21 protein-coding genes and 1 riboswitch are annotated in these 22,887 nt (G+C 64.9%); of the genes, 18 read left to right on the forward strand and 3 right to left on the reverse strand.

Going from position 1 to position 22,887, the window contains the following annotated elements:
• Positions 1 to 44 precede the first annotated feature (44 nt).
• From AC5Y21_RS10955 to AC5Y21_RS10980, 6 genes are all read left to right on the forward strand, one after another.
• Positions 45 to 1,448 (forward strand): class I adenylate-forming enzyme family protein, encoded by a 1,404-nt coding sequence (locus tag AC5Y21_RS10955; RefSeq protein ID WP_499912152.1) that lies wholly within the window; start codon positions 45 to 47, stop codon positions 1,446 to 1,448.
• On the forward strand, positions 1,426 to 2,337 hold the full coding sequence (locus tag AC5Y21_RS10960) for an acyl-CoA dehydrogenase family protein (protein ID WP_499912155.1): 912 nt from the start codon (positions 1,426 to 1,428) through the stop codon (positions 2,335 to 2,337). The genes AC5Y21_RS10955 and AC5Y21_RS10960 overlap by 23 nt, the downstream gene beginning before the upstream one ends.
• Positions 2,324 to 3,421 carry an acyl-CoA dehydrogenase family protein gene (locus tag AC5Y21_RS10965; protein WP_499912157.1) on the forward strand — a complete coding sequence of 366 codons (1,098 nt, stop codon included), beginning with the start codon at positions 2,324 to 2,326 and terminating at the stop codon, positions 3,419 to 3,421. Before AC5Y21_RS10960 ends, AC5Y21_RS10965 begins: the two co-directional genes overlap by 14 nt.
• 1 nt (position 3,422) lies before the next feature.
• Positions 3,423 to 4,190, forward strand: a complete 768-nt coding sequence (locus tag AC5Y21_RS10970) for an enoyl-CoA hydratase/isomerase family protein (protein ID WP_499912159.1) — start codon at positions 3,423 to 3,425, stop codon at positions 4,188 to 4,190.
• Positions 4,191 to 4,268: 78 nt separating this feature from the next.
• Positions 4,269 to 4,532, forward strand: a complete 264-nt coding sequence (locus AC5Y21_RS10975; protein WP_499912160.1) for a class I SAM-dependent methyltransferase — start codon at positions 4,269 to 4,271, stop codon at positions 4,530 to 4,532.
• Entirely contained in the window at positions 4,529 to 4,876 is a 348-nt protein-coding gene (locus AC5Y21_RS10980; RefSeq protein WP_499912162.1) for a class I SAM-dependent methyltransferase, read from the forward strand. Before AC5Y21_RS10975 ends, AC5Y21_RS10980 begins: the two co-directional genes overlap by 4 nt.
• A 4-nt stretch (positions 4,877 to 4,880) precedes the next feature.
• Here the strand turns inward: AC5Y21_RS10980 and AC5Y21_RS10985 are convergent, their stop codons facing one another.
• Positions 4,881 to 5,744: a proline iminopeptidase-family hydrolase gene (locus AC5Y21_RS10985; protein WP_499912164.1), complete on the reverse strand. Its 864-nt coding sequence runs from the start codon at positions 5,742 to 5,744 to the stop codon at positions 4,881 to 4,883.
• A gap of 205 nt (positions 5,745 to 5,949) precedes the next feature.
• Here AC5Y21_RS10985 and AC5Y21_RS10990 point away from each other — a divergent pair, with 205 nt between their 5' ends.
• The 3 genes from AC5Y21_RS10990 to AC5Y21_RS11000 all read left to right on the forward strand — a co-directional run bounded on the left by AC5Y21_RS10990 (position 5,950) and on the right by AC5Y21_RS11000 (position 9,535).
• Positions 5,950 to 7,089 (forward strand): thiolase family protein, encoded by a 1,140-nt coding sequence (locus tag AC5Y21_RS10990; protein WP_499912165.1) that lies wholly within the window; start codon positions 5,950 to 5,952, stop codon positions 7,087 to 7,089.
• Between the two features lie 20 nt (positions 7,090 to 7,109).
• Positions 7,110 to 8,000: an ArgK/MeaB family GTPase gene (locus tag AC5Y21_RS10995; protein ID WP_499912167.1), complete on the forward strand. Its 891-nt coding sequence runs from the start codon at positions 7,110 to 7,112 to the stop codon at positions 7,998 to 8,000.
• 86 nt (positions 8,001 to 8,086) lie between these two features.
• Positions 8,087 to 8,160, forward strand: a riboswitch (Fluoride riboswitch).
• A gap of 115 nt (positions 8,161 to 8,275) precedes the next feature.
• On the forward strand, positions 8,276 to 9,535 hold the full coding sequence (locus AC5Y21_RS11000; RefSeq protein WP_499912169.1) for an MFS transporter: 1,260 nt from the start codon (positions 8,276 to 8,278) through the stop codon (positions 9,533 to 9,535).
• Positions 9,536 to 9,582: 47 nt separating this feature from the next.
• Here AC5Y21_RS11000 and AC5Y21_RS11005 read toward each other — a convergent pair whose 3' ends face one another.
• Together AC5Y21_RS11005 and AC5Y21_RS11010 are read right to left on the reverse strand one after the other, a co-directional pair.
• On the reverse strand, positions 9,583 to 11,202 hold the full coding sequence (locus AC5Y21_RS11005; protein WP_499912170.1) for an FAD-dependent oxidoreductase: 1,620 nt from the start codon (positions 11,200 to 11,202) through the stop codon (positions 9,583 to 9,585).
• 14 nt (positions 11,203 to 11,216) lie between these two features.
• Complete coding sequence (locus tag AC5Y21_RS11010; protein ID WP_499912172.1) at positions 11,217 to 11,894, reverse strand: IclR family transcriptional regulator; 678 nt, start codon at positions 11,892 to 11,894, stop codon at positions 11,217 to 11,219.
• Positions 11,895 to 12,047: 153 nt separating this feature from the next.
• Here AC5Y21_RS11010 and AC5Y21_RS11015 point away from each other — a divergent pair, with 153 nt between their 5' ends.
• From AC5Y21_RS11015 to AC5Y21_RS11055, 9 genes are all read left to right on the forward strand, one after another.
• Positions 12,048 to 12,908, forward strand: coding sequence for an alpha/beta fold hydrolase (locus tag AC5Y21_RS11015; RefSeq protein WP_499912173.1), 861 nt, complete (start codon positions 12,048 to 12,050; stop codon positions 12,906 to 12,908).
• A complete protein-coding gene (locus AC5Y21_RS11020; protein ID WP_499912175.1) occupies positions 12,908 to 14,614 on the forward strand; it encodes a bifunctional 3-(3-hydroxy-phenyl)propionate/3-hydroxycinnamic acid hydroxylase in 1,707 nt (568 codons plus the stop codon). Before AC5Y21_RS11015 ends, AC5Y21_RS11020 begins: the two co-directional genes overlap by 1 nt.
• The gene (locus AC5Y21_RS11025; protein WP_499912177.1) at positions 14,562 to 15,479 is read left to right on the forward strand and encodes a 3-carboxyethylcatechol 2,3-dioxygenase; all 918 of its coding nucleotides are present in this window, start codon (positions 14,562 to 14,564) and stop codon (positions 15,477 to 15,479) included. Before AC5Y21_RS11020 ends, AC5Y21_RS11025 begins: the two co-directional genes overlap by 53 nt.
• A complete protein-coding gene (locus AC5Y21_RS11030) occupies positions 15,476 to 17,218 on the forward strand; it encodes an FAD-binding protein (protein WP_499912178.1) in 1,743 nt (580 codons plus the stop codon). Before AC5Y21_RS11025 ends, AC5Y21_RS11030 begins: the two co-directional genes overlap by 4 nt.
• Positions 17,218 to 18,528 (forward strand): LLM class flavin-dependent oxidoreductase, encoded by a 1,311-nt coding sequence (locus tag AC5Y21_RS11035; RefSeq protein WP_499912180.1) that lies wholly within the window; start codon positions 17,218 to 17,220, stop codon positions 18,526 to 18,528. Before AC5Y21_RS11030 ends, AC5Y21_RS11035 begins: the two co-directional genes overlap by 1 nt.
• 34 nt (positions 18,529 to 18,562) lie before the next feature.
• A complete protein-coding gene (locus tag AC5Y21_RS11040; protein WP_499912182.1) occupies positions 18,563 to 19,390 on the forward strand; it encodes a coniferyl-alcohol dehydrogenase in 828 nt (275 codons plus the stop codon).
• Complete coding sequence (locus AC5Y21_RS11045) at positions 19,378 to 20,367, forward strand: cyclase family protein (RefSeq protein ID WP_499912184.1); 990 nt, start codon at positions 19,378 to 19,380, stop codon at positions 20,365 to 20,367. Before AC5Y21_RS11040 ends, AC5Y21_RS11045 begins: the two co-directional genes overlap by 13 nt.
• Entirely contained in the window at positions 20,367 to 21,185 is an 819-nt protein-coding gene (locus AC5Y21_RS11050; protein WP_499912186.1) for an alpha/beta fold hydrolase, read from the forward strand. Before AC5Y21_RS11045 ends, AC5Y21_RS11050 begins: the two co-directional genes overlap by 1 nt.
• Positions 21,186 to 21,307: 122 nt before the next feature.
• Entirely contained in the window at positions 21,308 to 22,858 is a 1,551-nt protein-coding gene (locus AC5Y21_RS11055) for an FAD-binding protein (protein WP_499912187.1), read from the forward strand.
• Positions 22,859 to 22,887: the final 29 nt, after the last annotated feature.

The following is a 22,887-nucleotide window of genomic DNA, read 5'->3' on the forward strand; positions in this document are numbered from 1 at the left end:
GACTGAATGTCGGGACAGCCGGGCCTGCCGAGGAAGGACGGGACGTGACTGAGCCGACCGTGCTGGTGTGCGAGGAACGGCAGTTCAGCCTGCCTCAACTCGACGCGTTGGCCAACGGCCTGGTCGTAGCGCTGACCAAGAGGGGCGCTACCGCAGGTGAACGGGTCGCGGTGATGGCGTCCAATCGGCCGGAGTTCATCGCTGTCGTGCTGGCAATCTGGCGGCTCGGCGCGGCGGCTGTGCTCATAAGCCCTGCGTGGAAGCGCGACGAGGTCGACCACGCGCTGGCGGTGACAAACCCGGGTCATGCTGTCGGCGACCACCCGGTGCTCGCCGGTTTGATGCCGATGCTGCACCTGGACGAACCGGTCGTCGCCGGGGAATCGACAGCTGGGGTTCCGCCGGCCGACGATGATGCGCTGCTGGTGTTCAGTTCGGGTACCACCGGTCTGCCGAAGGCGGTCCGGCACACCCACGCATCGCTGGACGCGGCGGTACGGCACTGGCGCGGCGCGTTGCAGCTGACCGGTCGCGACCGGATCCAGGTCGCCACACCGCCGTCACACATTCTGGGACTGCTCAATATCCTCACCGCGCTGCGCACCGGCGCGTGGATGCGGCTGCATCCGCGATTCGACGTCGAGCGGATGCTGCGGTGCATCGAAAAGGACCGCATCACAGTCGAAATGGCGGTTGCGCCCATTGCCCTGGCCATCGCCTCGCACCCTGAGCTGGAGTCCTACGATCTCTCGTCATTGCGGTTCATCATGTGGGGCGCAACGCCGGTCAGCGCCAGCATCGCCGAAACGGTGACGCGGCGCACCGGCATCGGGTGGGTGCCCGCGTACGGCACCACGGAACTGCCGGTCATCGCGTGCAATCCGCTGGCCGGAACGCGCTTGGACGCCGTCGGGAAAGCGGTGGCGGGGGTACAGGTTCGGGTGGTGTCTCTGGAAACCGGTGTTCCGGTGGGTCCGGGAGAGGTTGGTGAGCTTCAGGCGCGGTCCAATTCGCTGATGGCCGGTTACCTCCCGGCCGAGGCGACCGCGGACGTGTTGTACGACGGTTGGTACCGGACCGGGGACGTCGGCTGGCTCGACGCCGAGGGTTGGCTGCGGATCACTGACCGTCTCAAGGAAATGATCAAGGTGCGCGGCTTCCAGGTCGCGCCGGCCGAAATCGAAATGGTGCTGCACGGTCATCCGGCCGTCAAAGACTGCGCGGTGTTCGGCGTCCCGGACGGCGCGAACGGAGAAGCGGTGGTCGCCGCCGTCGCGGCGCGAGCTCCCGTCGAGGCCGCCGACCTGGTAGCCCAGGTGGACCAGAAGCTGGCATCCTACAAACGCCTGCGCCGAGTCATCTTTGTCAACGATATTCCGCGCCTGCCGTCAGGCAAGGTGCTGCGCCGAGTTCTCAAGGAGCGCTATGGATGTACGGCTGACAGCTGAGCAGCAGCAACTACGTGACGCCGCCGCCAAGCTGGCCGATGATCTCGGGCCGGGAGCGGTGCAAGATCTCGGCGACGAAACTCGAATTGGGCGTCTGGACCGGCAGATTCAGACAACCGGGTGGCGATCGTTGCGCTCCGACGGCGCCTCCGGCGTCGAAGTGGCAATTGTCGCTGAGGAATTCGGGCGCCGACTGGTGGACGCACCATTCCTCGGACCGGTGCTGGCCGACGATTTGGCCCGGCACATCGGTGCGGGCGCCGCAGCAACGCTGACAACCGTAGCCGTCGATGATCGCGCGATCGACGCTCGCGGATGCCAACGCGCCCTGCTGCTGTCCGGAACCACCGTGCTGGCCGCCGATCTAGACACCGATAGTGTCTGCGCGGATCTGACCCGGGCCGAGGCGGTGATTGTCGGAACGCCGCAGGCTATCGGCGAGGTGTCCGACGAAGTCGCCGGACGATGGCAGGCCTTGGCGCTGGTCGCCACGTCGGCGGACCTGGTCGGAGATGCGCGTGGTGCGCACGCCGTCGCCTGTGACTACGCGAAAATCCGTGAACAGTATGGCAATACGATCGGGTCCTACCAAGCGGTGGCGCACCTGCTGGCCGAATCCGTGGCGCTGATCGAAGGTTCGGTGAGCGTGCTGCGGCATGCGGCCTGGGCCGTCGACGAACTCCCTGTAGCGCAGGCCATTCAGGCCGCACGTGTGGCAAAGGTCTACTGCGCGCGCGCCACCCGAACCGTCTGTGAGACCGCGGTGCAGGTGCACGGCGGCATCGGCAATACCTGGGATTGTCTGGTGCACGTCTATCTGCGCCGCGCATTGACCTCGACCGAACTGTGGCCGGTAGCGCTGAAGGAGATCGATCTTGGACTTTCGTGACTCGGCTGAAGAGGCCGCCTTCCGGGAGCGGCTCCGATCCTGGCTTTCGTTGCACGCCAAGGAGTATTCCGGCTCAGGTGATGAGTACTGGGTACGCATGGCCGACTGGCATCGGGCCCTTTACGACAACGGTTTCTTCGGGTTGTCGTGGCCCCGCGACTACGGCGGTCAGGAGCTGCCGGCGGTGTACGACGTCATCGTCGACGAAGAACTCGTGCGCGCCGGAGCGCCACCGCGCCCCAGTGTCGGTTACCTGGTTTACGGCATCGGCCGGCACGGCGGCGACGAGCTGCGCCGGCGCTTCCTGCCGGGCATCATCAACGGCAGCGAGCGGTGGTGCCAGGGCTTCAGCGAGCCTGGCGCCGGTTCGGACCTGGCGTCGCTGACCACCACTGCCACCCGGGAGGGCGACAACTATGTGGTGCACGGACACAAGATCTGGACCAGCTACTCCGACGTCGCCGACTGGTGTCTGTTGCTGGCCCGAACCGACCCCGCGGCTAAACGGCATCGTGGTCTGTCGGCGTTCGTGATCGCGATGAAACAGCTTGGCATCCAACAACGTCCGCTGCGCATGATGAACGGTGTGACCAACGAGTTCGGCCAGGTGTTCTTCGACGGCGCAAATGTGCCCGCGGACCAGATGGTCGGCGCTCCCGGCGACGGCTGGGCGGTTGCCATGACGGTCGTCGGCCACGAACGTGAGCCATCCACCCTGGGATACGCGGCCAGATACGGCAAACTGGTCCGGGATCTGGCGGCGCGCAACAGCGCCGTCCAAGCTCCCGTACCTGAGGAACTCTCATGGGCAGCGGTCCAGTCGGAGATGCTGACTCATCACGTCCGCCGGCGGCTGTCCGAACAGCTGGACGGCGTTTCGCACGGGCCCGAAGGGTCGCTCGACAAGCTGCTGATGACCTGGGTTGAGCAGTCCGTCGGGCACGCCGCGCTGGCGGTCACCGGAACCCGCGACCCAGACCTGCTCAGCGCGTACTTGTACAGTCGGGCGCAGAGTGTCATGGGCGGGACTTCGCAGATACAGAAGAACATCATCGCTTCGCGGATCCTCGGATTGGGAGTCTGAAATGTACGACATGCCAAGTGAAATCGACGTTCGCGCCGAGGGGGGCCTGCGGATCATCACGCTCAACCGCCCGGATGCGCTGAATGCCGTCAACGACAACCTGCACGTCGGGCTCGCGCGGCTGTGGCAGCGGCTGACCGACGATCCCACCGCCCGCGCGGCGGTGATTACCGGTGCCGGTCGGGCATTTTCGGCTGGCGGCGATTTCTCGTATCTTGCCGAGCTGGCGAACGACGCCGATCTGCGGGCCAAGACGATTCGCGACGGGCGCGAGATCGTGCTGGGCATGGCTCGGTGCCGAATTCCCGTGGTGGCTGCGGTCAATGGGCCTGCCGTCGGGCTGGGCTGCAGCCTGGTCGCCCTTAGCGACATCGTCTACATCGCCGAAAATGCCTACCTCGCCGACCCCCATGTGCAGGTAGGGCTGGTGGCCGCTGACGGCGGACCGCTGACCTGGCCGCTGCACATCAGCCTGATGCTGGCGAAGGAATATGCGTTGACGGGCACGCGGATTCGCGCCGACCGGGCCGTCGAACTCGGCCTGGCCAACCACGTGGTCGCCGATCCGGTCGCCGAGGCGATGGACTGCGCGAAGCGCATCATGGAGCTGCCACAGCAAGCGGTGGAAAGCACCAAGCGGGTGCTCAATATTCACCTGGAGCGCGCCGTGCTCGCCAGTCTGGACTACGCCCTTTCGGCTGAGCATCAGTCGTTTACCACCGAGGACTTCCGCTCGATCATCACCAAGCTGAATGCGGCCAAGAACTAAGTCGGGCGAGCAGACGCAAAAGACCCCATTTCGGGGGCGCTGCGGGTGCTTTTGCGTCTGTTCGCGCTCTAGAATGCCGTGGTACCGCCCTATCGTGACGTCGCAGAGTTCGATGATCGGGCCACGTCGTATGACCAGGGCTGGCGCGGTCGTTTGCACCACATCATCAGCGACCGCACCGCCGCCTTGACAACGACGACAGTGGCGTCACCACAGCGCGTCCTCGATGTGGGATGCGGGACCGGATGCCTCCTCCGGTTGCTAGCCAACCGCTATCCGGGAGCCCAACAACTTGACGGAATTGACTCTGCTCCCAACATGATCGAACCGCCAAATGGTTGACCCACGACGATCGACTGACATTCGTCACCGGGATGGCCGAGCACCTGCCCCACAGCGATGCGTCGATGGACGTGGTGGTCAGCAGTACGTCGTTTGACCATTGGTCGGATCAAGCCGCCGGGCTCGCGGAATGCGCAAGGGTGCTGCGGCCGGGTGGCCATCTGGTTCTGGTCGACCAGTTTTCCCGACGGCTGATCCCGACGCTCGCGATCACTCGGCGGGGCAAAGCGCGAACGCCCCGCCGTGCAACCGAGCTTCTGCTGCGCGCGGGATTCAGTCGCCCGCAATGGCACACCGTGCACACGGCCATCATCAAGGCAGCGGTCGCAACAAGGGCTTCGTAGCGAATCACACGTCGTCGTGTTGCCGAAGGAATTCGCGCATCACCTGATCGAACCGGTCCGGCTCTTCGATGAACGGCATGTGCGAGCTCGACTCGAAAAGCTCGAACCGTGACCCTTCAATGCGCTGGTGCATTTCCCGCATGTGCTCTGGCGCGCACTGGTCGAACCTGCCCGCGATCACCAGGGTCGGCACCGTGATCTCGGTCAACCGGTCGAACACCTCCCAGTCGCGGATGGTTCCGACGATATGAAAGTCGCTCGGCCCGAACAAGGTACCGAAGATCTCATTGCCCATGTTCTTGAAGGCTTCCTCTAGTTCGTTGGGCCAGGGATGCAGACGGCAAAGATACGTCTCGTTCCAGGTACGGATCGCGGCCTGGTATTCGGCCGACGAAGTCGTGCCGGCGGCCTCGTGACGGTCTATCGCGGATTGCGTTGCCGCATCCAAGCGGGACTTCTTGTGGGCCACCATATCCGAAAATTGCGGTATTGACGCGATGCTGTTCGAGATGGTGAGACTGGCCGCAGCAGGTGCCGCGTCCAGGACGTACTGCTGCGCCAGCATCGCTCCCCACGAGTTGCCGAAGATGTGGAAGCGGTTCAGGCCGAGGGCTTCCAGAACGGCAGCCATCTCGGCGACCGAGCGTTCCATCGTCCAAAGTTTCGTATTCGACGGGCATTCGGATCTCCCGCAGCCGAGCTGATCCCAGAAAATGACTTCCCGCTCGTCGGCCAGACGTTCCAACGAAGTGATGTAGTTGTGCGGCAAGCCCGGTCCGCCATGAACCGCGAGCAGCGGACGGCCCGCGCCGCCGCCGATCCGTTTGAACCAGACGTTTCCGCCGGGGACCGCGATCGTTCCCTCCAAGCTGGCCTCCTGATTTATTGGCGAGCAGACGCAGAATCGCACGATTCGATGCACGTATGTGCGATTCTGCGTCTGCTCGGCTGCAATGGTGACCCACCTTGCAACTCATACTCTCAAACTGAGAGAATAGTGTTCTCATGAATGTGCGGTCGGCTCTCCGGCCCCGCGCATGCCTGTTGAAATGCCGCCGAAGTGGAGAAGACCTGTGCCTGAAGCCGTCATCGTGTCCGCGTTGCGCACCCCCATCGGAACCGCGCGAAAGGGAACGCTGCGCGACACCACCGCATTCGACCTTGCCAACCACGTAGTCACCGAGGCCGCGGCGGGTCTGGATCCGGCGCAGGTCGACGACGTCATCCTGGGCGAGGGTCTTTACGGCGGCGGCGTTGTCGCGAGGCACGCGGCCATAACCGCGGGACTGCCCACGGTTCCCGGCCTGGCCAACAATCGGCACTGCGCGGCGGGTCAGGCGGCGGTGCAGAGTGCGGCGGCAAGTGTGCGCGCGGGGATGGATCAGCTCATCATCGCCGGTGGTGTGAACTCGGCATCCACGTCGCCGCGGTCAAGGTTTCAGATGGACGGTGAGTGGGTCGACTGGTTCCCGCCGACCCATCCAGACCGGCCCGACGCACCCAACATGGACATGTCGATCACCGTGGGCTGGAACGCAGCCGTGGCCGCTGGCGTGAGCCGCGAGGAGATGGACGCGTGGGCGTTGCGGTCGCACCGCAACGCGATCGCCGCTATCGACGAGGGCCGTTTCGTCGACGAGATCGTCCCGATTCAGACGCCGCATGGCATGTTCTCGGTCGACGAGCACCCGCGCCGCGACACAAGCATGGAGAAACTGGCTGCCCTCAAGCCGCTGCATCCCGAAATCGATGGCTTTTCTATTACCGCCGGCAACTCCTGCGGCGCCAACGACGCCGCCGCGGTGCTAACCATCGCCAGCGACGAGCTGGGACTGCCCGCACTGGCGCGCGTGGTTTCCTGGGCCTCGGTCGGTGTCGATCCCGCCTCGACGGGCTTGGCACCCGTCGACGCTATTCCGAAAGCGCTTAAGCGGGCCGGACTTTCAGTTTCCGACGTAGACCTGTTCGAGATCAACGAGGCATTCGCGGCAATGTGTGTGGCCACCGTCAAGCTGCTCGATCTGGACCCGGACAAAGTCAACGTCAGCGGCAGCGGCTGCTCGCTCGGACATCCGGTGGCGGCGACCGGCGCCAGGATGCTCGTCACCCTGGTGTACGAACTGCGTCGGCGCGGCGGCGGCATAGGGGTCGCCGCTATGTGCGCGGGCGGCGGGATGGGTTCCGCGACCGTCATCGAGGTCGCTGCGCCCTAAGGAGTCGAATAGGCCGCAAGATGGACATCGCCGATCTGATTGCCAGTGCGCGCAACGGTTCTCCGCGTGCCGCGGGTCGGTTGCTCAGTCTTGTCGAAGGCGACCGCCGCGACGAAGTACTGGCAAGCCTTGGTGGTCCCGAGGCGCGAGCGGCCCGCGACGTCGGTGTAATAGGCATAACCGGACCGCCGGGCGCCGGCAAGTCGACGACGATCGCGGCACTGGTCGGCGCGTACCGGGAGCGTGGCTGCCGAGTGGCTGTGCTGGCCGTGGATCCCTCGTCGCCGTTCAGCGGTGGTGCGCTGCTGGGCGATCGGATACGAATGGCCGCGCATATCAACGACTCCGACGTGCTGATCCGTTCGGTGGCAAGCCGCGGCCATATCGGCGGCCTGGCCGCCGCGGTTCCGGCGGCTATCCGCCTGCTGGGTGCGATCGGATACAACGTGATCCTGTTGGAGACCGTGGGCGTGGGCCAATCCGAGATCGAGATCGCCGCCGTCGCGGACCCGACCGTCGTCGTCCTCAATCCCGGGGCCGGCGACGCGGTCCAGGCCGCCAAAGCGGGTGTGCTGGAAGTCGCTGACATCGTGGCGGTCAATAAGGCCGACCGGGAGGGCGCCGAACAGACCGTGCGGGACCTGCGAGCTGAGACCAAAGCACCCATCCTCAGCCTCATTGCCGCACGGGGAGAAGGTGTTTCGGACCTCGTGACCGCGATCGACGATCATCACCGCGCCGACAGCCGCGCCCGACGGCTAGCTCGGGCCCGGGCCCAAATCCTGTCGCTGGCGCAAACCCGGCTGCGGAGCAGCCCGGATCTCGACGGGCTCGCTGAGTCGGTGGTCGACGGCCACGACGATCCCTATACCGCAGCGGAACGCTTGGTTTCCAAGGGTGAGCAGACGTAAAAGCCCCCGATTTCGTGCCGAAACGGGTGCTTTTGCGTCTGCTCGCCGATGCTATTGCTTGACCAATAGGAATGCGCGTTGGTTAACTTGGCAGCGGCGAAGGAGCCCGCCAGGAAGATCGTCTCCTAACCGTCACATGGCTGATGGCTCCTGCGAAAAGAAGGAGTCGCAGGTGGCTATGTTCCCTCCGTTCGCAAGTCGAATTGTGTTGTGCGGTAGCGGTGCTCGTGGCGAGGCTGCGTGCCACCAGAACCAGATCGCAAGCAGGGCTCCCCATGAGTGACCAGCCCGATACCGTCGACAACGAGGGAAAGGCGTTGCCCAACAACGCCTCCCGCCAGCGCGGTCGCCGGTTATCGCCCGCGCTGAAGTTCGTCTTGATGGTCGGCGTGATGAGCTTCTTCGCCGACTTCACGTATGAAGCGTCCCGCAGCATCGTCGGACAGTTCCTCGGTCTGCTTGGTGCCGGAGCGCTGGCGATCGCGGTGATCACCGGATTCGGCGAACTGCTCGGCTACGGGTTGCGCCTGGTCTCGGGACGCGCTGCAGACCGCACCGGACTGTACTGGCCGATCACTATCGGCGGCTACGTCTTGCAGATGTCGGTGGTGCCGCTGATGGCATTGGCCGGCAGCTGGCAGATCGCGGCCGTCCTGGTGATCGCGGAACGAATCGGGAAGGCAATCCGCAACCCGCCTCGTGACGCCATGCTCTCCCATGCCGCAAAACGGATGGGCTATGGCTGGGGCTTCGGTGTACATGAAGCGCTCGACCAATTCGGCGCTCTGGTCGGTCCATTACTCGTCGCGTTTGTCGTCGCCAGCACTCATGGCAACTATCGGCTCGCGTTCGGCGCGCTTGCCGTTCCGGCTGTGATTATGCTCTCGCTGCTGGGGGTGGCGCGGCTACTTTATCCACGCCCGCAGGATCTTGACCCGGCCACCGCACCGATGCGCACGCAGCAGCTGCCGCGAGTGTTTTGGATCTACCTCGTCGCCGCGGGGTTGGTGGCCGCCGGCTTCGCCGACTTTCCGATCATGGCCTACCACTTCCAGCAAACCGGCACCATTTCTGCGACGTATATACCGGTCTTCTACGCCTCCGCAATGGCGGTGTCGGGTGCCGGCTCCCTGGTGTTCGGACGTCTTTTCGACCGGGTCGGTATCGGTCTGTTGGTACCGCTGACGGTGGCCGCTGCCGCGTACGCGCCGCTGGTCTTCCTCGGCGGCTTCTGGCCCGCCCTGATCGGCAGCTGCCTGTGGGGCTTGGGGATGGGCGTTCATGAATCGATCATCCCGGCCGCAGTGGCCCCGATGGTATCGCCGGCTCGGCGCGCCTCCGCCTACGGCATCTTCACCGGCATCTACGGCCTCGCCTGGTTCGCCGGCAGCGCTGTCATTGGCGCGCTGTTCGGCCTAACCGTCGGCAGCGTCGTCGTATTTGCGGTTGTCACGGAACTCGCCGCGGTACCGCTGATCCTGTTGGTTATGCGGCACACCGCGGCCGCACCCGTTTCCCAGGGTGAGCAGACGTAAAAGCCCCCGACACGCCGTGCGTGCGGGGGCTTTTACGTCTGCTCGCGCTACTCGACGGACTTCCCGGTGGCGGCCGCATATCCTGCGCGGTAACCGAAAACCATTGCCGGGCCGATGGTCCCACCGGCGCCGCCATACGCTCGTCCGGTCACGCCGGCCATCGCGTTGCCCGCAGCGAACAGACCCGCGATCGGCTCGCCGGTGACGTGAAGCACGCGACCGTCATGGTCCGTCCGCGGCCCGCCCTTGGTTCCCATCGCACCGACGCATACCGGAACCGCGTAGTAGGGGCCGGTGTCGATCGGGCCGAGTGTCTTCCCGGCCAGTGTGGTGGCCTGGTCGTCACCCCAGTAACCGTCGTAAGCGCTTGAGCCACGCCCGAAGTCGGGATCGGATCCGGCTGCGACGTGGCGATTCCACTCTTCGATGGTGCGAGCGAGGCCGTCGGCATTGATGCCGGTCTTGGCGCCCAGCTCGGCAAGGTCCGCAGACTCGCAGAACCAGTCCGGGACGGGCTCCCCGGGGGCAACGCCGAGAAATCCATAGCGTTGCAGGTGAATTGAATCGAAGACAATCCACCCACTGTCGTTGACGTAGCCGCCGCGAGGATCGAGATAGTGGAAGGCGCCGGCCATCGAGTTGTAATCGCAGGCCTCGTTGACGAACCGGCGTCCGGCCCGATTGACCATGATGCTTCTCGGGCGCGTGCGTTCCAGCCGTACGCTGCGGCTGCGTTGATTGCCCGAGATGGAGTCGCCCGGGATCCGGACGATCGGCACCCACCATGCTTCACCCATGTTCGCCAGCTCGGCGCCGTGCGCCATCGCCATGCGCAGGCCGTCGCCGGTGTTGTTCGGCGGAGATACCGCTCCGTGCATTGGGCCGCGCAGAAACGCTTGCACCAGAACAGGATCCCATTCGAAGCCGCCGGTGCCCAGGATCACGCCGTGGCGGGCGCGAACGCTCATGCTCTGTTCGGGCCCAGCGATTCGCGCTCCGGTGACCTTCCCGCCGTCGACGATGAGCTCTTCCGCCCGTGTCTTCGTGCGTGGTGTCACCCCGAGATCGAGCAGACCCTTCAGCAGTCCCGCGATCAACGCGGTGCCGGCCACGCATAGGTCGCCGGCTTGCTCGTCGACATCGGCATGCAAACGCGCGCGGGTTTCGGCGTCGAAACCGACGTTGGACCAATCTTCCGGAAACGATGTGATCTGGCTAGCCCATTCGCCAAGTTGGCTGAGGTCGAAGGGAATTGCGCTCAGCGACCGGCCACCGCTCGGTTGTCCCCCCGGCAGCTCGGGCTGGTAGTCGGGAAAGCCCGGCGCGATCTCGAAGCGCAGACCGCTGTGTTTCTCGACGAAGTCGAGCATCGCGGGGCCGGTGTGTACGAATGTCTCGACCAGCGCGTCGTCCATGGAACCGAACGACTGCGCGCGCAGGTATCGCAATGCGTCGTCGACCGTCAATTCCCGGTCGGGACAACGGTTGTGGGCGGGGATCCACACGATGCCGCCCGAGACCGCAGTCGTTCCGCCTACGGTTGGAGCCTTCTCGAACACCTGCACTGAGGCACCGGCCACCGCGGCTGTGAGCGCGGCGGTGAGCGCGGCGCCGCCGCTGCCGAGCACTATGACGTCATAGACGTCGGCTTCGTGGTCCCGAGGCATGGTTTGCTATCCCTTCAGCTCAGCAGCGCGGACAAGTGCTTGGCGGCTTTGATGACGGCGTCCTTCCCACGCAATACGACGTCTTCGCGGTGGGAGATGAGGTTGATGCAGGTTGGTGGTGACGGCGCCTGGCGGTGTACCGGCACGGCCAATCCGTAGGTATTCGGCTCGATCTCCCCGTACGTCATCACCCAACCGCGCTCACGCGCGCGCATCACCAGCTCGCGTTCCCCCGGCCGCCGGGGCATGCTCGCCAGCAGGGCGATCCCGGCGGCGCCGCGGTCCAGTGGATACCGGCTGCCCTCGTGGAACGAAAGCTGGTAGGCCACGTGGGTCGGGACGATCACCGCGATCGCCACTTGCTGGTCGCCCTCCGCGACCAGCAACGACACCGTGGTGCCGAGTTCGTCGGCCAGCGCTCGCAGCGTCGGGAGACTCACTTGGCGCACATTGTGGTCGAACGACGCGCCCAGCACGGCCAGTCCGGAGGCCGGCCGGTAGCGCCCGTCCTCACCCTTGGCGACCAGCCGGAACTGGGCCAAAGTCGAGAGCAATCGATAGGCGATGGTCCGATGCACTCCGACTCGGTCGGCAAGTTCTTGCACAGTCAGTCCGGTTGCCGACGCCGCCACCATCTGCAGCGTGGTCAGCCCCCGGGCCAGCGTCTGCGAACCCGTCGCCGAGGCCGTCACGGGCTTGACAGACCCACACGCGAGAGCGAAGCTCTATATATAACGCACATTAGTGTGCGATATTAGCACACGCTGTATTTCAAAAACGCCTGTATTCCAAAAGCGAGAGCCGGATTTTCACCAGCGACATCCCAGAGAGGTGCCCCAGAAGGAATGGAGTTCGAAAGCGTCTGGAGCGACCTGCAAGGCGTCGCGTTTTCGCAGGGCTACCTGTCCGCCGGCGGGGTCCGGACCCGCTATCTCCGGGCCGGTGACCCGGCCAAACCGGTCCTGGTGCTGTTGCACGGTTCTGGCGGTCACGCCGAGGCCTATGTCCGCAATCTGGCTGCCCACGCCGAACATTTCTGGACCTGGTCTATCGACATGCTCGGGCACGGCTACACCGACAAGCCGGGGCATCCGCTGGAAGTCAGCCACTATGTCGAGCACCTGATGGCCGTGCTGCGCGCCATCGGCGCCGACCGTGCCAGCATCAGCGGTGAGTCACTCGGCGGCTGGGCGGCCGCGCGGGCTGCCATCGACCATCCCGACGTGGTCGACCGGCTCGTCCTCAACACCGCCGGCGGTTCGCAGGCCGACCCGGCGGTAATGCAGCGGATCATCACCTTGTCCATGGCAGCCGCCGAGAACCCGACGTGGGAAACCGTTCAGGCGCGGATCAAGTGGTTGATGGCGGACAAATCCAAAGATTACGACGACCTGGTCGCCAGCCGTCAACGGATATATCGCCAGCCGGGGTTCGTCGCGGCCATGAGTGACATCATGGCACTGCAGGATCCGGAGATCAGGGCGCGAAACATCCTGGGACCAAATGAATATGGAGCGATCACCGCGCCCACGCTGGTGCTGTGGACCAGCGACGACCCGACCGCCGATGTGACCGAGGGCCGCCGCATCGCCTCGATGATTCCCGGCGCGCGGTTCGAGGTGATGCCTGGCTGTGGTCACTGGCCGCAATACGAGGACGCCAAGACCTTCAATCGCCTGCACCTCGACTTCCTGCTGGGGCGTTGATGGAAGGAACCGGGCACCGGACACAAGACGTCGACGTTGTCGTCGTCGGTGCCGGCCCGGTCGGGTTGACCTTGGCCAATATCCTTGGCCTGCAGGGGGTAAGGACGTTAGTGGTCGACGAGCGGGCGACGCTGATCGACTACCCGCGCGGGGTCGGGCTGGACGACGAGGCGTTGCGCACGTTCCAGTCGATCGGTCTGGTGGACCGCATCCTGCCGCACACCGTACCCAACCAGATCCTGCGCTTCTACGACGCACAACGCCGTATCCTTGCCGAGATGGCGCCGCCCGACGCGCGTTTCGGCTGGCCCAGGCGCAACGGGTTCGTGCAGCCCCTGGTCGACGCCGAATTGCTGGGCGGTTTGGACAGATTCGATCATGTCGAGGTCTGGTGGGACCGTCCGATGACGTCGTGCGAACAGACCGCCGATGCGGTGACCGTCGAGCTCGGCGGCGAAGCTGAAGGCTGTAGTGTGCGTGCGGGTTACGTCGTCGGCTGCGACGGCGGTCGCAGCATTACCCGCCGGATGATGGGCGTCTCGTTCGACGGGACGACGTCCCCGACGCGGTGGCTGGTCGTCGACATCGCCAACGATCCGCTCGGTCACCCGAACAGCGAGGTGGGCGCCGACCCCGAGCGCCCGTATGCCTCCATCTCGATCGCACACGGTATTCGCCGGTTTGAGTTCATGATTCACGCCGACGAGTCCGACGAGCAGGCCGAGGATCCGGCGTTTCTGACGCAGATGCTGGCGCGGATGGTGCCGCACCCGGACCGGGTCAACGTAATCCGCCGTCGTGTCTACACCCACCACTCGCGGATCGCCGGCGCCTTCCGCAGCGGCCGGTTGCTGCTGGCTGGAGACGCCGCGCACCTGATGCCAGTCTGGCAGGGGCAGGGCTACAACAGCGGAATACGGGATGCGGCGAATCTGGGCTGGAAACTTGCAGCCGTGGTGACCGGACGCGCGGACGCCAAATTACTGGACACCTACGATGTGGAGCGGCGCAAGCACGCCCGGGCGATGATCGACCTCTCCACCATGGTGGGGCGCGTCATCTCGCCGACCAACCGCCGCGTCGCCGCGGCGCGCGACCTCGTCGTCCGATCGGCGTCAATTGTGCCGTCGCTCAAGAGGTATGTGCTGGAAATGCGGTTCAAACCGATGCCGCGTTACGAGCACGGAGCGGTCGTCCATGACGTACCGCGCCAAGCGGGCTCACCGGTGGGCACCTTGTTCGTACAGCCTCGTGTCGACACCAGAACGCAGCGTGATGTGCTCTTGGACGATGTGCTCGGCGATTGGTTCGCCGTGCTGTGCTGGAACAACAATCCGCGAAAAATCCTCGGGGAAGACGCGTTCGCAAAGTGGAAGGCCTTGGGAGCACGGTTTATCGCGCTGCGCCCGCTGACTCAGTTGCATTGGACCGGGCACGATGATCCCGACGTGGTGATCGTGGGCGATCGCACCGGTGGGCTCAAGGCCTGGTTCGACGGTCACCAGGAATCGGTGTTGTTCCTGCGTCCGGATCGCTGCATCGCGGGGGCTTGCATTGCCCAGCTGGCGCCCGAACTGAGCGCGTCGCTGGTCGAAGCCCTCGCACTCACGCCGGGAGGGGGTGATTTGCCAAGTGCCACTGGCTCTGTGCTGTATGTCCCACAGCCCGCTGCTGAATCTACCGGGGCCGTCGCGGGACCTGCTTGACGACGTCGAAAGCGCGATCGCGGAGGCCCGAGAGTTCGTCAGCGATTACGACCCCGAACTCGTCGTCATCTTCTCGCCGGACCACTACAACGGCTTCTTCTACAAGGTGATGCCACCATTCTGTATCGGTATGCACGCCAAAGGAGTTGGCGACTACGGCACCCTGCTGGGCCCGCTGGACGTGCCCGAAGACATCGCGGCTGAATGCGCAAAGGCCGTCCTTGGGTCCGGCGTCGACATTGCGGTATCGGCGAGTATGGACGTGGACCACGGCACCGTGCAGCCGCTGGAGAAACTATTCGGCGACGCCAGGTCGCGCCCGGTGATCCCGATCTTCATCAATGCGATCGGCGTACCGTTGGGGCCGCTACATCGTTGCAGGGCGCTAGGTACCGCGGTGGGCAACTACCTGGCGAACCTGGACAAGCGGGTCCTGGCAATCGGATCCGGCGGGCTGTCCCACAGTCCGCCGGTGCCGACGCTGGACACGGCCGACGCCGCGGTGCTGCAGCGAATTGTGCACGGCGAACCGATGACAACAGAGCAGCGGCAAGCTCGGCAGACCGCGGTGATCGACGCGGCCCAGAGCTTCGCCGGTGGTGAAAGCAAACTCCAACCCCTCAATCCAGCTTGGGACCACCACTTCCTGGAGATCATCGACGCAGGACGGCTCGACGAGCTCGATCACTGGTCGAACTCCTTCGTACTGCACGAGGGCGGTAGCTCCGCACACGAAATCAGAACCTGGGTGGCGGCTTTCGCGGCGCTGGCGACTGCGGGTCCATATCAGACCATGATGCGCTACTACAAGCCGGCCGCCGAACTGATCGCCGGCTTCGCAATCAGAACGGCGGTGCCGACATGAGCGACGCCGAGCACATCGTCGACGTCCTCATCGTCGGCTCCGGCGGCGGCGGCCTGACGGCTGCCCTCACTGCCAATGCGTCCGGACTGGATGCGCTGGTAGTGGAAAAGTCGCCGAAATTCGGCGGTTCCACCGCGCTGTCTGGTGGCGGCATTTGGGTTCCCGGGGCGCCCGCCCAGCGCAGGGAGGGGTATGCTCCGTCGCCCGACGGCGTGGTCGAATACCTGCGGCAGATCACCGACGGCTTGGTCAGCGATGCGCGGATACGGCAGTACGTCGAGTCATCCCCGAAGATGCTGGAGTTCTTGGAGGGGCTCTCCGGATGGCTCGAGTTCGTCTGGAAGCCCGGCTATGCCGACTACTATCCGGAGTTGCCGGGCGGCTCCGAACTCGGCAGCACCATCAACGTCCCGCCGATCGACCTGCGAGAGCTGGGCGCCGACGAACAGAACTTGCTGCCGCCATTGACGCTTGCTCCCAAAGGAATCTGGTTGGGACCTAAAGAACTTCGGTCCTTCTACCGCATCAGGCAATCCTGGGCCGGGAAAGGCGTTCTGCTGAAGCTGATTTCGCGGATGGTCAGGGCCAGGGTGTTTGGTGAGCGGATGGCGGCCATCGGCCAGTCGCTGGTCGCTCGGCTGCGCCTGGCGATGCGGGAACGCGATATCCCGCTGTGGCTGAACTCGCCGATGACCGAGCTGATCACCCACGACGACGGATCGGTGGTCGGTGCGGTGGTGCAGAGAGACGGTAGGACCCAGCGGATCGCTGCTCGCCTCGGGGTCATCCTGGCCGCCGGGGGCTTCGACCACGACCTCGGCTGGCGCAAGGAACAGCTGTCCGTCGTCGATCAAGACTGGAGTTTCGGCAACCCCGCCGCGATGGGCGACGGCATTCGGGCCGGCCAAAAGATCGGCGCCGCAACCGACTTACTCGACGAAGCCTGGTGGTTCCCGGCGATCCAATGGCCGGACGGCCGAATGCAGTTCATGCTCAACGAACGGATGATGCCGGCGCAGTTCATTGTCAACGGCGACGGCAAACGCTTCATCAACGAGGCGGCGCCGTACATGGATTTCGGTCATGCCATGATCGACGGCCAGAAGTCCGGGATCACCCACATTCCCTGCTGGCTCATCACCGATCACCGGTCCTGGAATCGCTACGTCGTCGGCGGCCATCTGCCGATACCCAAAATCCCCGGCGCGCCGGTACCCACCGGCCGCAAGGTCCCGCGCGCGTGGCTGGAATCCGGCGTCGTCAAGGCCGCGACGAGTTGGGACGAGATGGCGGCCAAGATCGGAGTACCGGCACAACAGCTCTCCGAAACCGCCCGCCGTTTCAACGAGTTGGCGCGCAAGGGTCACGACGAAGATTTCAAACGCGGCGACAGCGTCTACGACAATTATTACGGCGATCCGACGCTGCCCAACCCCAACCTGCATCCGCTGGCGGGGCCGCCGTACTACGCGTTCCGAATCGTCCTCGGCGACCTCGGGACGTCAGGCGGCCTGCGGACCGACGAGCATGCCCGAGTGCTGCGACCCGACGACACGGTGGTGCCCGGGCTGTACGCGGTGGGCAACACGTCGGCGGCGGTGATGGGCCGCAGCTACGCAGGTGCTGGGGCAACCATCGGCCCAGCGATGACCTTTGGTTTTGTCGCGGCAAAACACCTTGCCGAAAAGGCTGCCGGACAGGCGCACGAACGGACCCTTGATTCCCATGGGAGGTACTGATGAAAATTTCGCTGTTCTACGAGTTCGCCCTGCCCCGCCCGTGGGCGCCGGACGACGAACACGTCATGCTGCAGGACTGCCTGGACGAGGTCGAGGCCGCCGACAAGGCGGGCTTCTCCACCGTCTGGCTGACCGAGCACCACTTTCTCGAGGAGTACTGTCACTCCACCGCGCCGGAGATGTTCCTGGCCGCTGCCAGTCAGCGGACGAAGAACATCCGGCTGGGATTCGGCATCATGCACATGCCGCCCGCGGTCAATCACCCCGCACGCGTTGCGGAACGCATTGCCACCCTTGACCTGATCTCCAACGGACGCGTCGAGTTCGGCACCGGCGAATCGTCTTCTGTCGGTGAGTTGGGGGGGTTCAACATCGATCCCGCCGACAAGCGCGCGCAATGGGAGGAAGCGCTCGAGGTCGCGATCCGCTGCATGATCGAGGAACCCTTCACGGGATTCAGGGGCGAACACATCGAGATGCCGGCCCGCAACGTCATTCCCAAGCCGATGCAAAAGCCGCACCCGCCGGTCTGGGTGGCCTGCACCCGCCCGGCCAGCGTGCAGATGGCTGCTCAAAAGGCCATCGGCGCTTTGAGTTTCGCGTACACCGGCCCCGGTCCGCTGACCGAACGGGTCAACGGCTACTACAAGGAATTCGAGGAGAACGGCGTCCCGGTCACACCGGCTATCAACCCGAACATCCTGGCCATCGGCGGTGACCTGTCGATGATGGTCGCCAAGACCGACGAGCAGGCGCTGGAACGCCTCGGGCAGGGCGGCGGATTCTTTTCGTTCGGCATCATGCACTACTACATGACCGGCGTGCACACCCCAGGGCGGACCGGCGTGTGGAAACGCTATCTGGAAGAGGTCGAGAAGGATCCGACGCTCGCCTACGGTCCAGGCCGCGGCGCGATCGGCTCTCCTGCCACCGTGCGAGAGTTCCTGCGTGGCTACGAGGAGAGCGGTGTCGACGAAATCATCCTGCTGCTCAACCCACGCAGCCACGAGGGCACGATGGAATCCATCGAGCTGATGGGCACGGAAGTGTTGCCCGAATTCATCGAGCGCGACGAAAAGGCGGTGGCCGACAAGGCCGCCCGGCTGGCGCCGGTCATCGAGAAGGTCGAGGCACGGCGGCCGGAGTCGACGGCACCTCAGTTCGACGAAAGCTACTCGTTCGGCGGTCTGCCCACCGGTCGCGGCGGTAAGTTCACCGCAAGCGAGATTCCCGAAGCCATGGCGGAGATCAATGAGGGTCGCGTCCAGGCGGCGCAACGAGCGAAGGAACTGAAGGACCAAGGCAAGTAGACCTCTGAATTCGGCGGACCCAATCGGCGGAAAAGTGGGACAGATCGAGGAGCTGTGGCGCTACGACGGCCGCCGCGCGGTGGTGACCGGTTGCGCGTCGGGCATCGGCGAACATCTGGTGCGGCAGCTCACCGAACTGGGTGCGGACGTGGTCGGACTGGATAAGCGGCCACCGTCCCTTGAGGTCACCGAGTTTCACGAAGTCGACCTCGCCGACGCCACCTCGATCGATCGCGCGATGGCAGCTATCGGTGGGCGGGTCGATTCGCTTTTCAATGTCGCGGGTGTCTCCTCGGGGATCGGCGATCCGCAGCTCGTTGTCGCGATCAACTTTCTGGGACTGCGGCATCTGACCGAGGCGCTGATCCCGACGATGGCGGCGGGATCGTCCATTGTCAGTGTGTCCTCGCTCGCGGCGTCCGGATATCGGGAGCATCTGCGAGCGGTGGCGCCGCTGCTGAAAACGGCGACGATGCAAGAGGGAATCGACTGGTGTCAACGCCACCCCGATGAGCTTGCCGGTGGCGGCTACCAATTCGCCAAAGAAGCCATCGTCCTTTATACGATGCGAAACACATCGCGGCTTGGCGCCAAAGGCATCCGCATCAACTGCACCGGGCCCGGAGTGACCGAAACGCCGATACTTGATCAGCTGAGAGCCGCATACGGGCAGGCCTTCCTCGACGACATCCGCAAGCCGTTAGGACGGGTGTCTGACCCCGCCGAGCAGGCCTCGGTTCTAACGTTTCTGAACAGCCGTGCCGCCAGCTATATTTCGGGTCAGGTGGTCTGGGTCGACGGCGGAAATATCGCCGCGGAGATCGCCCGTGAACTCGAGGAAGGAACCCCGTGGCCAGCCTGACTGACTTTCGGAGGGTCGCCCGCGAGGTCTCCAACTGGGGACGATGGGGCGATGACGACGAGCTCGGCACATTGAACTTCATCACCCCCGACAAGGTCGCCCAAGCCGCGAGCCTGGCCCGGCACGGGAAGGTGTTTCCGCTCGGCGTGGACTTCGGCGCGTCAGGGCCGCAGGGCGCGTTCGAATTTCGGCACAACCCGGTGCATGTGATGACAATCGACGGCGGCGACGTCAACACGCTGGCCCAGTATGGGCCCGGCTGGGCACGTAATCCATTGGCGCAGCAGCTGAGTGAATACGTGACGGACAACCCGTTCCGCTTCAACGATGACATGATCATCATGCCGCTACAGGCGGCCAGTCAGTGGGACGCACTGTCACACGTATACTACGAAGGCCAGCTGTACAACGGCTTCCCGGCGGGCTCGGTGACCAGTATGGGGGCCTACCACTGCGGCATCGACAAGGTTGACGGCAAGGGGATCACATCACGGGGTGTGCTGCTGGACGTGGTTCGCCATCGTGGTGCGGAAGTTTTTCTCGAACCCGGGAACCCCATCACGCCCGAAGAACTCGACGACGTGGTTCTCGCGCAGGGGGTGACGATCGGGCGGGGTGATATCGTGATGGTCCGGACCGGTTGGTGGACAAGGTTTCTCATGACCGGCAATAAGCTGGAAGGCTACTCCGGATTGGACTGGCGGTGTGCCTCATGGCTGCACGACCACGAGGTCGCGGCGGTCGCGGCGGACAACCTGCAAGTCGAAGACCTGGTGTCCGGAGTCGACGGGGTCTTCTTGCCGCTGCATTTGCTGTGCCTGCGTGATATGGGGCTGATGTTCGGCGAGTACTGGGACCTCGCCGCGCTGGCTGATGACTGCGCCGCCGACGGCGTCTACGAGTTTCAACTCGTCGCGCCGCCACTGAGAGTGGTTGGCGCCGTTGGCTCTCCGGTGAACCCGATCGCAATCAAGTGATGCAGATTCACCGCAAGACCGCGCGGGTCGACGGCCTGGTCACCAGTTATCTGGAGGCTGGCGACGGCGATCCGGTGGTGTTGTTGCACGGCGGCGAGTTCGGCGCGAGTGCCGAATTCGGCTGGGAACGCAATATCGCCGCGCTCGCCGAGCACTACCGAGTGCTGGCACCGGACCAGCTCGGATTCGGCCACTCGGCGAAGGTCATCGACTTCGTCGACGGCCGCGGAATGCGGATCCGACATGTCGCCCGCTTCTGCGAGCTGCTCGGCATCACCTCGGCCCACTTTGCGGGCAACTCGATGGGCGCTATCAACCTACTTACCGATGCCACCTCGGATGCGCCACTGCTGCCGGTGCGCAGCATGGTGATCATCTGTGGCGGCGGAGAGATCCAGCAGAACCAGCACTTTGAGGCACTCCAACAGTACGATGCCACGTTGCCCGCCATGCGGCGCATCGTCGAGGCGCTGTTCTATGACGTCCGCTATCCGGCCGACGACGAGTACGTCCGGCGCCGTTATGAGTCGAGCACAGCGCCCGGGGCGTGGGAAGCGGTGGCCGCGGCCCGTTTTCGTCGTCCCGACGCACCCGCGCCGTCGACACCGAAAACCACGCGAGCCTATGAGCGCATCAAGGTGCCGACGCTCGTCGTCGAAGGTGGAAACGACAAACTCCTTCCTACCGGCTGGGCAGCGCAGATCGCCGAGCAGATCGAAGGCGGGCGCTCGGTGGTGGTCGACGGCGCCGGCCACTGCCCGCAGATCGAGCAGTCGCCCGCCGTCAACGAACTGCTGCTGAACTTCTTCGGTAGCTAGGTCGGCCAGGCCCGCGGCCAAACAGCGTCTCATCCATCGGGACAACGCCGCCAGTTACCCACCGCGTCTGTCATTGTAATTCCAGCGGCATAATCAGCGGCGCTACACGTAGGAGTACGGGCATGATTCGGTGGGACGAAGAGTGTGACGTGTTGGTGGCCGGCTCCGGCGCCGGCGGGGTCACCGGTGCATACACCGCGGCTCGCGAGGGGCTCGATGTGCTGCTGGTGGAGGCGACAAGCAAATTCGGCGGTACCACCGCCTACTCCGGTGGCGGCGGGGTGTGGTTCCCGTGCAACCCAGTGCTCCGGCGCGCCGGTGCTGACGACACCATCGAGGACGCACTGGAGTACTACCACGCGGTGGTCGGTGACCGCACTCCTTACGAACTGCAGGAAACCTATGTCCGCGGCGGCGCTCGGTTGATCGAATATCTGGAGGCCGACGAACTGCTCAAGTTCGAAATGCTGCCCTGGCCAGACTATTTCGGGAAGGCGCCCAAGGCCCGGACGGATGGCCGGCGGCACATTGCAGTGCAACCGTTTCGGGTTTCGGACGCTCCCGAACTGCGCGACGTGGTACGCGGTCCGTTGGACACCGATCGGCTCGGGTCACCGGTGCCCGACCGGTACTTCATTGGTGGCCGGGCGCTGATCGCCAGGTTTCTCAAGGCAACAGAACGGTATCCGGCTGCGGCAACACGGTTGAACACCGCGCTGGTTCAGTTGCTGGTGGGTGCGGAGAGCGACTCGGTGGTCGGCGCGATCGTCGAGACCGACGGGCAGCACCGAGCGATACGTACGCGTCTGGGTGTGCTGCTCGCCGCCGGCGGATTCGAGGGCAACGACGAGCTCCGCCGCACCTACGGCGTTCCCGGGCAGTCGCGGGACACGATGGGCGCGTCGGGAAATCGCGGGCTGGCTCATCAGGCCGCCATCGCGATCGGTGCGGACACCGATCTGATGGACCAGGCATGGTGGTCGCCGGGTCTGACGCATCCCGACGGCCGCTCCGCGTTCGCGCTGTGGTTCACCGGAGGGATCTTCGTCAACCAGGACGGCAGGCGCTTCGTCAACGAGTCGGCGGCCTACGACCGGATCGGCCGCGTCGTCGTTGCCCAGCTCGACAACGGGTCAATCACGTTGCCGTACTGGATGATCTACGACGACAAGGAAGGCCAGGCGCCCCCCGTCAAGGCCACCAACGTGTCGATGGTCGAACCCGAAAAGTATGTGACCGCCGGGCTCTGGCACACCGCCGACACTCTCGATGAGCTCGCCCGCAAAATCGGTGTGCCGCCGGCGAACCTGGCGGCGACGGTGGCGCGGTTCAACGAGTTCGTCGCCAACGGTGTCGACGAGGACTTCGGTCGCGGTGACGAAGCGTATGATCGCGCGTTTTCGGCTGGGAAATCGCCGCTCGTCACGATCGACAAGGGCCCGTTCCACGCAGCCGCGTTCGGCATTTCCGACCTCGGCACCAAGGGCGGGTTGCGCACCGACACCGCGGCCGGCGTCCTGGACACCGCCGGCAACCGCATCCCGGGCCTGTACGCGGCCGGCAACACGATGGCCGCGCCGAGCGGAACTGCCTACCCGGCAGGTGGTACACCGATCGGCACCAGCATGCTGTTCAGCCATCTGGCGGCGAAAGACATGGCGGCGCGGCAGTAGCGCGAGGGACAGCCGCACGCTAGCGTCGC

The organism is Mycobacterium sp. NGS41 (assembly GCF_059812725.1).

Excerpts from the sequence above, each read along its gene's own strand:
- AC5Y21_RS11025 (WP_499912177.1), top strand. The coding sequence starts at position 14,562 with ATGTCCCACAGCCCGCTGCTGAATCTACCGGGGCCGTCGCGGGACCTG.
- AC5Y21_RS11035 (WP_499912180.1), top strand. The coding sequence starts at position 17,218 with ATGAAAATTTCGCTGTTCTACGAGTTCGCCCTGCCCCGCCCGTGGGCG.
- AC5Y21_RS10960 (WP_499912155.1), top strand. The coding sequence starts at position 1,426 with ATGGATGTACGGCTGACAGCTGAGCAGCAGCAACTACGTGACGCCGCC.
- AC5Y21_RS11000 (WP_499912169.1), top strand. The coding sequence starts at position 8,276 with ATGAGTGACCAGCCCGATACCGTCGACAACGAGGGAAAGGCGTTGCCC.
- AC5Y21_RS11050 (WP_499912186.1), top strand. The coding sequence starts at position 20,367 with ATGCAGATTCACCGCAAGACCGCGCGGGTCGACGGCCTGGTCACCAGT.
- AC5Y21_RS11005 (WP_499912170.1), bottom strand. The coding sequence starts at position 11,202 with ATGCCTCGGGACCACGAAGCCGACGTCTATGACGTCATAGTGCTCGGC.
- AC5Y21_RS11015 (WP_499912173.1), top strand. The coding sequence starts at position 12,048 with ATGGAGTTCGAAAGCGTCTGGAGCGACCTGCAAGGCGTCGCGTTTTCG.
- AC5Y21_RS10970 (WP_499912159.1), top strand. The coding sequence starts at position 3,423 with ATGTACGACATGCCAAGTGAAATCGACGTTCGCGCCGAGGGGGGCCTG.
- AC5Y21_RS11030 (WP_499912178.1), top strand. The coding sequence starts at position 15,476 with ATGAGCGACGCCGAGCACATCGTCGACGTCCTCATCGTCGGCTCCGGC.
- AC5Y21_RS10995 (WP_499912167.1), top strand. The coding sequence starts at position 7,110 with ATGGACATCGCCGATCTGATTGCCAGTGCGCGCAACGGTTCTCCGCGT.
- AC5Y21_RS11020 (WP_499912175.1), top strand. The coding sequence starts at position 12,908 with ATGGAAGGAACCGGGCACCGGACACAAGACGTCGACGTTGTCGTCGTC.
- AC5Y21_RS11055 (WP_499912187.1), top strand. The coding sequence starts at position 21,308 with ATGATTCGGTGGGACGAAGAGTGTGACGTGTTGGTGGCCGGCTCCGGC.